9 protein-coding genes and 2 pseudogenes are annotated in these 12958 nt (G+C 59.9%); 1 reads left to right on the forward strand and 10 read right to left on the reverse strand.

What is annotated here, in order from left to right; genetic code table 11:
* Positions 1 to 59: 59 nt before the first annotated feature.
* From AC30NL_RS22260 to AC30NL_RS22280, 5 genes and pseudogenes are all read right to left on the reverse strand, one after another.
* On the reverse strand, positions 60 to 1193 hold the full coding sequence (locus AC30NL_RS22260; protein WP_489466166.1) for an N-6 DNA methylase: 1134 nt from the start codon (positions 1191 to 1193) through the stop codon (positions 60 to 62).
* Positions 1190 to 1870 (reverse strand): PDDEXK nuclease domain-containing protein, encoded by a 681-nt coding sequence (locus AC30NL_RS22265; RefSeq protein ID WP_489466174.1) that lies wholly within the window; start codon positions 1868 to 1870, stop codon positions 1190 to 1192. Before AC30NL_RS22265 ends, AC30NL_RS22260 begins: the two co-directional genes overlap by 4 nt.
* Positions 1856 to 2283: pseudogene (locus AC30NL_RS22270) on the reverse strand (DUF1016 N-terminal domain-containing protein); the annotation flags it as partial. The gene AC30NL_RS22265 and the pseudogene AC30NL_RS22270, both read right to left, overlap by 15 nt.
* 231 nt (positions 2284 to 2514) lie before the next feature.
* Positions 2515 to 3759: a restriction endonuclease subunit S gene (locus AC30NL_RS22275; protein WP_489466167.1), complete on the reverse strand. Its 1245-nt coding sequence runs from the start codon at positions 3757 to 3759 to the stop codon at positions 2515 to 2517.
* A 3-nt stretch (positions 3760 to 3762) separates the two neighbouring features.
* Positions 3763 to 6782, reverse strand: a pseudogene (locus AC30NL_RS22280) (type I restriction endonuclease subunit R).
* A gap of 653 nt (positions 6783 to 7435) precedes the next feature.
* On the opposite strand from AC30NL_RS22280, the gene AC30NL_RS22285 reads away from it, so the two are divergent.
* Positions 7436 to 7681, forward strand: a complete 246-nt coding sequence (locus AC30NL_RS22285) for a hypothetical protein (RefSeq protein ID WP_489466168.1) — start codon at positions 7436 to 7438, stop codon at positions 7679 to 7681.
* A 2-nt stretch (positions 7682 to 7683) separates the two neighbouring features.
* On the opposite strand, the gene AC30NL_RS22290 is transcribed toward AC30NL_RS22285, so the two are convergent.
* The 5 genes from AC30NL_RS22290 to AC30NL_RS22310 form a co-directional block, all read right to left on the reverse strand.
* Positions 7684 to 8418 carry an amino acid ABC transporter ATP-binding protein gene (locus AC30NL_RS22290; protein WP_489466169.1) on the reverse strand — a complete coding sequence of 245 codons (735 nt, stop codon included), beginning with the start codon at positions 8416 to 8418 and terminating at the stop codon, positions 7684 to 7686.
* 20 nt (positions 8419 to 8438) lie between these two features.
* Positions 8439 to 9131 (reverse strand): amino acid ABC transporter permease, encoded by a 693-nt coding sequence (locus tag AC30NL_RS22295; protein WP_489466170.1) that lies wholly within the window; start codon positions 9129 to 9131, stop codon positions 8439 to 8441.
* Positions 9131 to 9841, reverse strand: a complete 711-nt coding sequence (locus AC30NL_RS22300) for an amino acid ABC transporter permease (RefSeq protein WP_489466171.1) — start codon at positions 9839 to 9841, stop codon at positions 9131 to 9133. The genes AC30NL_RS22295 and AC30NL_RS22300 overlap by 1 nt, the downstream gene beginning before the upstream one ends.
* 164 nt (positions 9842 to 10005) lie before the next feature.
* Positions 10006 to 10896 carry an amino acid ABC transporter substrate-binding protein gene (locus AC30NL_RS22305; protein WP_489466172.1) on the reverse strand — a complete coding sequence of 297 codons (891 nt, stop codon included), beginning with the start codon at positions 10894 to 10896 and terminating at the stop codon, positions 10006 to 10008.
* Between the two features lie 270 nt (positions 10897 to 11166).
* On the reverse strand, positions 11167 to 12612 hold the full coding sequence (locus AC30NL_RS22310) for an aspartate ammonia-lyase (protein WP_489466173.1): 1446 nt from the start codon (positions 12610 to 12612) through the stop codon (positions 11167 to 11169).
* Between the last annotated feature and the right edge of the window lie 346 nt (positions 12613 to 12958).

Here is a 12958-nt window from a genome sequence, read left to right on the forward strand (position 1 = left end):
CGCGGTCCCAAGCTGAGCAAGGTGCCGATCTCAACATCGCCCTCAAGAACACCGGGACGTCACCCCCTCAGATCGCCTCGGATATCAACGGACATAACACCGTGCAGCAAGAAGGCAAAGTCGGCCGCGCTCTTGGGTGCCACGCCGTGGCCCTTGAAGCGCATGTCTTCGCTGATGGTGTCGGTTGGTTCCCAGCGGTAGCTGAACGGTGGGTTGGCCACCACCGCATCGAACTTCGGCTTCTTTGCGGGGTTGGTCTCACGCAAGTAGTCCCAGGCGTTGGTGAGCGTGTCTCCGTGGTAGATCTCGAACTCGGTGTCCTTCACCCCGTGCAGCAACATGTTCATGCGTGCCAGGTTGTAGGTCGTGACGTTGTATTCCTGCCCGTAGATCTTGGAGATGGTGCCGCCGGCCTTCTTCATGCGGTGCCGCACGTTCAGCAGCAGCGAGCCCGAGCCGCAGGCGAATCGAAAACGCTCTCGAGCTTCTTGCGCGAGCCCGTCTCGGGCGCTTGGCTGTCGAGCGTGACGATGGCCGAGAGAATGCTTGAGATTTGCTGAGGCGTGTAGAACTCGCCCGCCTTCTTGCCCGAGCCCGCCGCAATGCCCGATCAGGTATTCGTAGGCATCGCCCAGGGTGTCGGTGTCGGTCGAGAACAGCGACATGCCACGCGCCAGCTCCGAGATGATCGAGCACAGCTTGGCGTTGCGGTCTTCGTACTTGCGGCCGAGCTTGTCGGATGCGAGGTTGATTTCAGAAAACAAGCCTTGGAAGTTGCTCTGGAATGACCTTTCCTCAATGTAATTGAAGCCCTTTTGCAAGGTATTGAGTAGCTGGCCGCTTTGTGTCTTGGCCAGGTAGGTGATGCTGCCCCACAGATAGTCGGGCTCGATCACGTAGTGCACCTTGCGGCGCATCTGCTTCTCGAACTCATCCACGTCGGCAGCGTTCTCCTCGTACCAGATTTGAAGCGGCGTCGTGGCGTCGGTCTGCTCCATCACGTCCGCCGCCACGTCCGGGTAGTCCGCGCCCAGCTCCTTCTGGGCTGCCTGTTCATAGTTGGCCGACAAGTAGCGCAAGAACAAGAACGACAGCATGTAGTCGCGAAAGTCGTCCGCGTTCATCGAGCCGCGCAGCTGGTCGGCGATGGCCCAGAGGGTTTTGCCCAGTTCTTTTTGGTCTTGTTCGGTCATGGCTTGTCGTCTTCGCCGCTCAGGTTCTGGTGGGTTTCAATGTCTTCTCTGTCGCGCTGCAGCTCCAACCGCAGCTCTTCTTCGCTGGGCAAGACCAAGCGGTACTTGCTGGCAAAGAGCTGCTCGCTGCCGTTGAGCACGGAATAGCGCGCCACCGATTGGTCTTTGCTGCCGCACAACAGAATGCCCACCGTCGGGTTGTCGTCCGCGCCCCGGCGCAGCTCGTCGTACATGCGCACATACATGTCCATCTGCCCGACATCCTGGTGCGTGAGGTGGCCTGTTTTCAGGTCGATCAGCACAAAGCACTTGAGCAGGTAGTTGTAGAACACCAGGTCGATATAAAAGTCTTGCGTCTCGGTGCTGATGCGCTGCTGGCGCGCCACAAAGGCAAAGCCTTTGCCCAGCTCCAGCAAAAACTGCTGCAGCTTGTCCATCAGCGCAGATTCCAGCTTCGCTTCGAGCAGGCGGCCGGTGTCAGGCAGGCCCAAGAACTCCAGCATCACCGGGTCGCGCACAAAAGCGCGGGGCGAGGGCGCCAAGGCCGCAAGATCAACCTGGGCCTCGGCGCTTACCGCCGCCTTGTCCTGGCTCAACAGCAGGCGTTCGTGATACAGCGTGCCAATCTGCCGCTCCAGCGCCCGCGTGCTCCAGTTCTGGCTTGCGGCCTCTTGCATGTACCACTGCCGTGCCTCGGTGCTGTCTACCCGCAGCAGCAGGCGGTAGTGCGTCCAGCTCAATTCGCGACGCAGTGCGTCGCGAATCGGGAAGGCCAGGTAGAACCCCGCATGTGCCGCAAGTTGGTGGCATCAAAGCCGCGCCCAAACTCCGCCGCCAGCGCCTGCCCCAGCTGCGGCAGCAACCGTTGCCCATAGGCCGCACGCTGCGCACCGCCTTGCTCATACTCGACGATGTGCTGCCCGATATGCCAGTAGGTTTGCACCTGAAGACTGTCCACCGCCCGCAGCGCCTGTTGGCGCGAATCGGCGATGAGCTGGCGCAGGGCGCCCAGCAAGGGAGTCAGGCCAGTGGGTGCGGCAGCAAGGGCCTTGCCGTCGCCGCCCGCTTGCTGGGTGCGTTTACCCGTCATGGCGTTTGCTCCGCAGTGCCAACGAAGAGCGTGGGGCTGAAGGGGTGCGCGCTGATGAACTGCCGCATTGCCCGGCCGAAGTGCTCTTTGTTCTCCGGCATCATTTCGCGCGGCTCATACAGTGAGTAGTCGCCATGGCTCATCAAATCAATCACGCGCTTGTAGAGCGTCTGATTCGGGTCGTCGGCCTCGGGCTTGATGCAGGCCGGAGAAGGTCGTGGTCGCCATGTGCTAGACCACCTCCGGCGACGGAAATAGCTGCTGCATGAGGCCCTGTTTGTGAGTCTTTAAGGCATCCAACTTGTCAGATTCGATAGCAATCCGGGTGTCTAAGGCCGATAGGAAATCGGCGATTTGCCTCTGCTCTCGCACGTCGGGCTGTGGGAGCGGAATGCTGCTGAAGCCTTGGTAGTACAGCCGCAATCTGTCTTCTGTGAGACCACGAGAGTGAGCGGTAAACAGCCGCAGCATCTGCGGCAACTTGAAGAGGTAGCCGTAGAAATCGGAGCGCACACCCATCTTCGGAGCAAGCACTACGTAGGCAGGGCTGACCATGCAATCCACGCGCGCAACACCACATGCACCTTGCCACATGCGCATCATGTTGTAGGCGATGTCGTGCCGGAGTACTTTTTTGTTCCCAGCAGCTTCGGCAAGGTCATCGATCCGACGATCCAAGGACGTGCGCTTCACGAGGCCATCCGTCATCGTCACGGAATAGATCGGCAGCGCGTCTTCACCTCTTTCCGAGCGGTTTGCGAACAGCGTTCCAGCCTTCACCTCTTTCCACTCCGGGTCATTACGGAACTCGGGGAAACGCAGGCGAGGGATGGTTTCGCCTTCGCGGGGGAAGAGCTGCTGCATCAGGCCGCGCTTGTAAGTCATCAAGCCCGCCACCCTCTGCCCGTAAGCGGCAATCACCTCGTCCAGCGCCGTCAGGCAGTCGGCGATCTTCTGTTGCTCGCCTTTCTCGGGAAAGGCAATTGGAAGTTGTCCAAGCTGACTTGAATAGAGGTGCACGACGGTGTCACCTTGCGCGACCTTGGCAACTTCTCGTCGTTTTGGCCCGTTCAGAAAGTAGCTGAGAAAGACGCCGTTGTGCCTCGTCCGAATCACGTTCAGGTCGCTTCCGAGCGCCACATCGTCGAGCAAAACGCAAGATGCGGTCGCGATGTCATCTTTGGTCTCGCCTGATGCCGGAACAATCACATCGTTTTTGCAGCTAAGAAGGAGACCCGACTCGGGTGCATTGGTCCTGGAGAAAACCTCCCGAATGACTTCGCCATATCGGGTGTACAGCTCACCGTAGCGAATGCACAAACGATTTCCCTTGGGATCAATCTCGGCCTTTGAGATACCTCGGCCCTTCTGGAAAGTGGCCTCTGAACCGAGGGTTGTCTCCGCCCACTTGGTCGCCTTTCGAAACTCCGGGAACCGCAGTCTCGGCACCACCGTCGATCTTCCCTGCTTCGCCACGCCTCAATCCTCGTAGGCCTGGAGGCCCGAGATCTCTCGGCCCCCGGCGCGCTTCTTCAACATCGGCACCAGATCAGTCATCAAGGCTAGCTCCTTCTGCGTGCGGGCCTTCCAGCCCAGCGCCAAAGGGGCCAGCAGTTCAGTGAGTTGCTCGCCGTCGAAGATGCGGCGCTCAAGCACGCCGTCCACAAAGCTTTGCATCGCCGCTGCGGGCAGGCCGTGCCGGGCAGAGAGTTCGCCCAACTCGCGGGCAGCCTTGGCGGCCTTGAACTGCTGGTAGTCCGCGCGAATGGCGGCCTCGTCGAGGCCTTCGCCGGCCTTGAGGCTCATCACGTACTCGGTGATGTCGTTGCGTTCGTCGATGAACTTGGCGTCGCTCGCGATCAGGCCGACCAGCTGCTCGCGGCTCATCGTGGCCTTGCCGGGTTTCTTGGCAGAGAAGTCCGCGATGAGCTTCATGATGTAGTCGTAGTCGATGGTGCTCGATGCAAAGAGCACGAACTCGAAATCGAGCTGATCGACCTGCTCGTTCTGCTCACCCTCCGGCTTGGCCTGTTGCGCACGCAGGCGCTGTGCGGTCTCGAGGTACTGGCCGCGCAAGGCGGTCAGCTCGTCTTTGGGCAAGATGGCCTGAATGGCCGCGGCTTGCTCGGGTGTGAGGTCGGTGTACTGGTCGAGCTGGGTTTGCAGCTTCTGCACTTTCTTGAAGGCCTCGACGAAGGCGACGCGAGCTTCGTCACCTTTCAGGTTGATGATGTCTTCGGGCTTGCCCGAAAGCCCATGCGAGTGCATGAAGCTCTGAAGGGCCCCCTTGGCCTCTTGCAGCTTTTCAATCACGGCGGGGGCCTTGTCCACCAGCCAGATCGTTCGCGCGGCCTCGCCCTTGGCGCCAGAGAAAAGGGCAATGGCTTCGTCTACCGCGCCTCGTTGGCCACGAAAGTCGAGAATGTGGCCGAAGGGCTTGGTGTCGTTCAGCACGCGGTTGGTGCGGCTGAAGGCTTGTATCAAGCCATGGTGCTTGAGGTTCTTGTCGACGTAGAGCGTGTTGAGGTACTTGCTGTCGAATCCAGTGAGCAGCATGTCGACGACGATGGTGATGTCGAGCTTGTGCTGCGCGGCGCTGGGCATGGACTTGCGTAAGTCCGCGTCGGGCCACTGCTGGTCTTTGATGCGCTGCTGCACGTCTTGGTAGTAGAGGTCGAATTCCTCGATGCGGTGGTTCGTACTGAAGCGGGCGTTGTAGCTGGCGATGATGGCTTTCAGCGCTACCTTCTTGGCATCAGGCTCTTGGCGGTTGTCTTCTTGCTCTTGCGGCAGGTCTTCTTGAATCTGCCTCACGTCGAGGCTCACGTCGCCGGGCGGTGAGAACACGGCGGCGATGTTGAGCGGCACGAAGGCCGGGTCGGCCCGCAGCATCTCGGCCTGCGCCTTCTCGAACAGGCCGTGGTATTCAATGGCGTCGTTGATGGAGGCGGTGGCGAGGATGGCGTTGAACTTGCGCCCGGCCGTGGCGGCGTCGTGCTTGGCCAGGATGGCATCGACGATGGCACGCTTGGCCAGCGTTTCGCCTTGTTTGGGCGGGTTTTTGCCGTCTGGCTTGTAGTAGTCGACGTGAAAGCGCAAGACGTTGCGGTCTTCGATGGCGTGGGTGATGGTGTATTCGTGCAGCGACTGCTGAAAGAGGTCTTGCGTGGTCTTCAGCGTTTTCTCTTCGCCGGTAATCTGCTTGTAGCTCGCGTTGTCTGGAAAGATCGGCGTGCCGGTGAAGCCGAAGAGCTGGGCCTTGGGGAAGAACTCTTTGATGGCCTGGTGGTTGTCGCCAAACTGCGAGCGGTGGCACTCGTCGAAAATGAAAACCATGCGCTTGTCGCGCAGCGCTTCTAGCTGGTCGACGTAGGTGGCCAGCCCGCGCTTCTCTCGGCTTTTGTTGCGCTTGCTGTTTTCATCCAGCGCCAAGCCGAGCTTCTGGATGGTGCAGACGATGACCTTGTCTGCTCCGTCGTCTGACAGCATGCGCTGCACCAGCGCGCCGGTGTTGGTGTTTTGCTCGACGCAGCCTTCTTGAAAGCGGTTGAACTCTTCCCGGGTCTGGCGGTCGAGGTCTTTGCGGTCCACCACGAACAGGCATTTCTCAATGGCCGGGTTGGCCTTGAGCAAGGTGGAGGCTTTGAAGCTCGTGAGCGTCTTGCCGCTGCCGGTGGTGTGCCAGATGTAGCCATTGCCGCTGTTTTCGTCGATGCACTTGACGATGTTCTTGACCGCATAAATTTGGTAGGGCCGCATCATCAAGAGCTTTTGCTCGCTGGCCACCAGCACCATGTAGCGGCTGAGCATCTGGCCGAGAGTGCATTTGGCCAAGACGGCGTCGGCGAAGTCATCCAGTCCCGTGATCTTGGTGTTGTCGGGCGCGGCGTATTGGTAGATGGGCAGAAAGCGCTCGTCGGAGTTGAAGCTGAAATGCCGGGCGTGTTGTTGGCGAAGTAGTAGGTCGAGTTGCGGTTGCTGACCACAAACACCTGCATGAAGCACAGCAGCGTGCGCGTGAAGCCGTTGCCGGGGTCATTTTTGTAGTCGACGATCTGCTCGATGGCGCGGCGCGGGTTGATGCCCAGCGTCTTCAACTCGATCTGCACCACTGGCACGCCGTTGATGAGCAGCACGGCGTCAAAGCGGTGGTGGCTGTAGTCGGTGTTGATGCGCAGCTGGTTGACGACTTCAAAGGTGTTTTTGCACCATTCGTCGATGTTGACCAGGGTGTAGTTCAGTGGCGTGCCGTCTTCGCGGGTGAAGCTGTTACGGCTGCGCAGCGTCTGGGCAGCGGTGAAGACGTCGGGGGTGACAATCTCTTCGAGCAGCCGATGGAACTCTTCGTCGGTGAGCTTGACGCGGTTGAGCTGCTGAAACTTCTCTCGAAAGTTGGCTTCGAGGGCGGCACGGTCGCGAATGTCTTCGCGATGGGTGTACTTCAGCTCCGAGAGCTTGGCGATCAGCTCTTCTTCAAGTTGGCGTTCCGAGGTTGTCATTGAAACTTTGCTTGTGGTTGCTGCCGCCAGTGCGGCATCCGAGCCATCGGTACGGAGCCGACCAGCATCACTATCTCAAGGCAGACAAGTGTAGGCGTCGGGGACGCGCCAAAAGACCAGAGCGGAGGGCACAGCCATGTGGGTCGACAGGTGCAGGAGGTTGAACCTGCGACGTGCGGTTGTGCTGGTGGCATATTCCTGAGCGTGCCGATTCGCTGGCCAATTGGTCCAATCGAGACCGCTGCGGGGCCGAAAGCCATCCCCGAATTCGTGATACGGAGTAACAGAAACCAGTCTTCTGCAGTTGTTCATAGTCGCTGCAGAGCCCCGGCTTGCCGAAGCGCCTGAACGACACTGAGTCGCCGATGCACGGGTGCGATTCAAACTGATGTGTACGCTTCAGGTGGACACCGATTTCCGTTCAGGCTGAGGTATCAAAGCCCCATCCAGACGCTCCACAAGCCCTTCGATACCTCAGGGCGAACGGGTGTTGATGCCTTCACATCAGTTTGAACGCACCCCCGATGCATTGGGTTCCTTTTCCCCGCATCTCACTGTGGTAATGCCCGATTGGATGAAACGCGAAATCGGACTCCGATCGGCGGCAAGCCCATGGCAAGTTCGTCTGCCGCTGCGGCGGCACCAAGATCGCGTTGTTTCAGAAACCCGAGGGAACGAAGGCGCAGCACACCGCCCTGAGCTTTAGAGTCGACAACATCGCCAGCACCATCGCGCCTCTCATATCACGCGGCGTGGTGTTTGCCGACTACGACTTTCCAGGGCTGAAAACCGATAAGCGCGTATGCGTCCTCGGTTCGGAAAAGGCGGCGTGGTTCGAAGTTCCGGAAGGCCACGTCCTCCGTCTGCACAAAGTCTGTCCGCACCAAGACTCAGGTTGAGATCAATGCTGCAGAATCTTCGACAGAAAGTCCTTCGCCCTCGGCGAGCGCGCATTCGGGTTGCCGAAGAAGTCATCCCGCGTGCAGTCTTCTACGATCTTCCCCTGGTCCATGAAGATCACCCGATGGCTCACCTTGCGTGCGAAGCCCATTTCGTGCGTCACGCACATCATGGTCATGCCCTCTTGCGCCAACTGAACCATCACGTCGAGTACTTCGCCCACCATCTCGGGGTCGAGCGCCGACGTGGGTTCGTCGAAGAGCATCACGATCGGGTCCATGGACAGCGCACTGGCGATCGCAACGCGCTGCTGCTGGCCGCCTGACAACTGACCGGGGAACTTGTCCTTGTGCGCCATCAGGCCCACGCGGTCGAGCATCTTGAGACCGCGAGCGCGGGCGTCGTCCTGGCTGCGATCGAGCACCTTGATCTGCGCGAGCGTCAGGTTCTCGGTCACCGTCAGGTGGGGGAAGAGTTCAAAGTGCTGGAACACCATGCCCACCCGGCTGCGCAGCTTGGGCAGGTTGGTCTTGGGGTCGGAAATCGAGATGCCGTCCACGACGATGTCGCCCTTCTGGAAAGGCTCCAGCGCGTTCACGGTCTTGATCAGCGTGGACTTGCCCGACCCGGACGGGCCGCACACCACCACAACCTCGCCCTTCTTGATGGTGGTCGTGCAATTGGTGAGTACCTGGAAGGTGCCGTACCACTTGGAAACGTTCTTGATGTCGATCATGGTTCGCTCTCCTGGCTCGATCAGCGAATGATTTGGATTTTCTTCTGCAGGCGACGCACGAGCATCGACAGGCTGAAGCAAATGATGAAGTAGACAACAGCAGCCGCAAGATACGACTCGACCGGCCGGCTCAGATTCTTTGCGACAAGGTCCATGCCGTGGAACAGATCGTAGGCGCCGATCGCATAGACGAGCGACGTGTCCTGGAACAGGATGATGGTCTGCGTCAGCAGCACGGGCAGCATGTTGCGGAAGGCCTGCGGCAAAACGACCAACTGCATGCACTGCTTGTAGGTCATGCCCACTGCATAGCCCGCATACACCTGGCCTTTGGGCACGGACTGAATGCCCGCGCGCATGATCTCCGAGTAGTAGGCTGCCTCGAAGAAGGTGAAGGTGATGACGGCGGACAACTCTGCCCGGTGCGCCAATGCGAACTGCCCCCCAATGGCCGAGTAGAACCCGGCCGGAATCAGCAGGAAGAACCACAGGATCACCATCACGAGCGGTATGGACCGCAGCGTATTGACGTAGACCGCCGCGGGCATCACGAGCCACTTCTTGCCCGACAGACGCATCAGCGCGAGCAGCGTGCCGATGAAGATGCCGCCGATCATCGCAACCAGCGTCAACTGGATGGAATAGACAAAGCCCTTGACCACATAGGTCGAGATGATCTGCGCGTTGAGGAAACCGAAGTCGAGGTGCAGCATTATTTGCCTCCCCCGATCATTCCTGGCACCTGCACTCGCTTCTCCACGACCGCCATGATGCGGTTCACTGTGAATGCCGACACGAAGTACAGCCCGGTGACGGCAGCATAGATCGTGGTCGGACGCGAGGTCTCTTCACTCGACTGCAGCGCGAAGAAGATCAGCTCGGAGATCTGCACCGCGAAGGTCACCGACGAGTTCTTGATGATGTTCATCGACTCGGACGTGATCGGCGGAATGATGATGCGAAACGCCATCGGCAAAAGCACGTAGCGGTAGGTCTGCGGCAGCGTCAGGCCCATGGCGAGACCCGCATAACGCTGGCCCTTGGGCAGGGCCATGATGCCCGCCCTCACCTGTTCGGCAATTCGAGCGGAGGTGAAGAACCCGAGGCCGAAGACCGCGAGCACGAGCCCGGGAATCGCCTGCAGGCTCGGGAAAATCTGCGGTATGACGTGGTACCAGATGAACAACTGAACCAGGAGCGGAATGCTGCGGAACAGCTCAGTCCATGCATCGCCGAAAAACACGAGCGCCTTGCTCGGCGTGGTGCGAAGAATGCCGATGAGCGAGCCCATCACCAGCGCGATGACGAACGCCTGGACCGAGACGAGCATCGTCCAGCCCCACGCCGACATCATCCAATCGAGGTAGGTGCGCCCTCCTCCCGTGTCCTGCAGAAAGATCTGCCAGTCCCAAGTGCTTCCCAAAACCATCTCCTGTTTTTCTTGGGCTTCTACCGCCTCTACCCCACGGCGACAACACCAGAAAAAAGCGCGACGCGGTCAAACCGGGCGCCGCGCTTCTCGGAACTCGCGCAGGCTTCGGGGCGAAGTGCCCGAAGCCTAACCGAGTCCGATACCTCGCTGTCGAATTACTTCTTGACCGCGTAATCTTCCATGGGCTTGTCGTTGGGGTTCGCCCAGGCGTTCTTGTTGGCTTCCGACAGCGGCAGGCCGATCTTCGCGCCGCTCGGCGGAATCGGCTGCATGAACCACTTGTCGTAGGTCTTGGCCAAGTCGCCCGACTTGATCTGCCCCTTGATGCTGTCGTCGACCGCCTTCTTGAAGGCCGGGTCGTCCTTGCGCATCATGATCGCGATCGGCTCGACCGACAGCACTTCGCCGACGATCTTGAAGTCCGACGGATTCTTGGAAGAGGCGATGTTCTTGGCAAGGATGGAGCCATCCATCACGAACGCATCGGCGCGGCCGGATTCGAGCAGCAGGAAGCTGTCGGAGTGGTCCTTGCCGAAGAGCTCCTTGAAGTCGACGCCGTTGGCGCGCTCGTGCTTGCGCAGAGTTTGCACCGAGGTGGTGCCGGTGGTCGTGGCCACCGTTTTGTTGGCGAGCTGCCCGATGCTGTTGATGCCCGAGTTGGCCTTTACGGCAATGCGCACTTCTTCCACGAAGGTGGTGACGGCGAAGGCGACGTCCTTCTGGCGGGTGGCATTGTTGGTGGTCGAGCCGCACTCGAGGTCGACGGTGCCGTTCTGCACGAGCGGGATGCGGTTCTGCGAGGTCACCGGCTGGTATTTGACTTCGAGCTTCTTGCCGATCTGCTTTTCAAGATCGGAAATGACCTTCGTGCACACATCGATGTGGTAGCCGACGTACTTGCCGTCACCCAGCGTGTAGGACAGGCCCGACGACTCGCGCACGCCCATCGTGATGACGCCGCTGTCCTTGATTTTCTTCAACGTGTCTTCGGCATGAACAGCGCCGACGGCCAGAACCGCAGCGAGAGCGAACATGGTCTTCTTCATGGGGACTCCTTCAATGATTTCCAAGCAAGTAACAAATGAGATACGCGAGGGCCGCGAACAGGCAAAACGAAATTCTATGGATGGGCAGCTACGGAAAACCACCTACAAGCCCGCGGACCTAGGGTTAACACAGCGATTCCAGCCGAATTGAATGCGAACTTGCGTTGGTCAAATGTGTTGGGGGAGGTGCGTGAGCAACCCGAGTCACAGCAAACTTTGCAATGCTCAGGATTTGGCCAGGAATATGTTCTCCTATTCCGGGCCAAATCCTCATGCCCCCAGACGTACCGGACGCGTCAGCGTTTCGGGCACGAGCAACGCCTCCATTTCAGCACGACTCATGATCCCCAGCGCCTCGGCCGTGTCGGCGATGGTGCCGCCGGTCGCCAGCGCGGTCTTGGCGATCAAGGCCGCCTTTTCGTAGCCGATGATCGGGTTCAGCGCCGTCACGAGCGTCACCGACTCCGCGACACGACGCGCGAGGAGCTCGGTGTTCGCCTGGATGCCTTGGACGCAGTTCACTTGCAGGGTCCTGCATGCGTTGGTCAAGTGCTTCACGCTCTTCGCAAGCGCCCAACCCATGATCGGCTCGAAAGCATTCAGCTGCAACTGGCCAGCCTCGCTCGCCATCGTGATGGTGATGTCGTTGCCGATGACCTCGAAGGCCACCTGGTTCATCACTTCCGGAATCACCGGATTCACCTTGCCGGGCATGATCGAGGAGCCCGCCTGTCGCGCCGGCAGCTTGATGTCGCCGAAGCCCGCCTGCGGTCCGGATGACAGGAGGCGCAGGTCATTGCAGACCTTCGACAGCTTGCATGCCACGCGCTTGAGCACGCCAGACAACTGCACGAAGGCACCGGTGTCCTGCGTGGCTTCCACGAGGTTCTCGGACTTCACCACCGGCACGCCGCTGATATCCGCGAGCAGGGCGATCACCTTCTCGGCATAGCCGTGGGGGGCGTTGATGCCAGTGCCGATGGCCGTGGCACCGAGGTTCACTTCGGTGATGAGTGCGCGAGCTTCGCGCAGGCGCTGTTCGTCTTCGCCGATCATGATCGCGAAGGCCAGGAACTCCTGGCCCAGCGTCATGGGCACCGCGTCTTGCAACTGTGTGCGGCCGATCTTCAGAACTCTTGCGAACTCGGCCGCCTTGGCTTCAAAGGCGCCACGCAACTCCGCCATGGCAATGATGAGGTGGCCAATGCCGAACCAGGCTGCGAGCCGCAGCGCAGTCGGGTAGACGTCGTTGGTACTTTGCGATGCGTTGACGTCGTCGTTGGGGTGCAGGACGTCGTAGCGTCCCTTGTCGAAGCACAGGTGTTCGAGTGCACGATTGGCGATCACCTCGTTGGCGTTCATGTTGGTCGAGGTGCCGGCGCCCCCCTGGATCACGTCGACGACGAACTGGTCATGCAGATCGCCGCGGATCAGGTCGTCACAGGCGAGGGAGATCGCGTCGGCCTTGCGCGCGTCGATGACATTGAACGCGAGGTTGGCGCGCGCCGAGGCCTGCTTGACGAATGCCAGTGCGCGGATCAGGTCCGACCAGCCGCCGATGGCCTGGCCCGTGATTGGAAAATTCTCGACAGCGCGGGCGCTGTGCACGCCCCAGTAAGCCGAGACTGGGATGTTCTTGACACCGAGAAAGTCGTGCTCGCGGCGAAAGCCGGGAGTCGGGTCGGTGTCGTCGGAGAGGGGTTGAGGTGGCTGCATCTTGGGCGCGGACTGTACGGTTCGTCGCAACTCCCGGTCCAATGCTGTTTCCCGGAGTGGCTATGCGTTTGTTGCATACGAACATAGGGTTTACCCAAAGACCGTTCGGATGCAACAAAGGGATTCTTGCGGCGCCCCCTCATAGAGAAGACCACGGACGCGAAATTGGGGCCGCTTTTCCGAATCTGAGGTTGAGAGTTTTTCGAGCGTGCCCGAGCAGCACGTCAAAAGGCGCCTGATCTAGACGCAAAGCGCAGCCATAGCTCGTGCTATGGCGAGCATTTGCAACGACGAGCAGGGGCCTTTTGGCGTGATGAGCGGGCATGATCGAAATACTCTCAGCCTC

The sequence above is a fragment of the Rhizobacter sp. genome, assembly GCA_021153565.1.
Taxonomy (GTDB): Bacteria; Pseudomonadota; Gammaproteobacteria; order Burkholderiales; family Burkholderiaceae_C; genus Albitalea.

What these genes read in the sequence shown, in the direction of transcription:
- AC30NL_RS22310 (WP_489466173.1), bottom strand. Translation starts at nt 12,612, where the DNA reads ATGCAGCCACCTCAACCCCTCTCCGACGACACCGACCCGACTCCCGGC.
- AC30NL_RS22265 (WP_489466174.1), bottom strand. Translation starts at nt 1,870, where the DNA reads ATGCAAGAGGCCGCAAGCCAGAACTGGAGCACGCGGGCGCTGGAGCGG.
- AC30NL_RS22260 (WP_489466166.1), bottom strand. Translation starts at nt 1,193, where the DNA reads ATGACCGAACAAGACCAAAAAGAACTGGGCAAAACCCTCTGGGCCATC.
- AC30NL_RS22290 (WP_489466169.1), bottom strand. Translation starts at nt 8,418, where the DNA reads ATGATCGACATCAAGAACGTTTCCAAGTGGTACGGCACCTTCCAGGTA.
- AC30NL_RS22295 (WP_489466170.1), bottom strand. Translation starts at nt 9,131, where the DNA reads ATGCTGCACCTCGACTTCGGTTTCCTCAACGCGCAGATCATCTCGACC.
- AC30NL_RS22305 (WP_489466172.1), bottom strand. Translation starts at nt 10,896, where the DNA reads ATGAAGAAGACCATGTTCGCTCTCGCTGCGGTTCTGGCCGTCGGCGCT.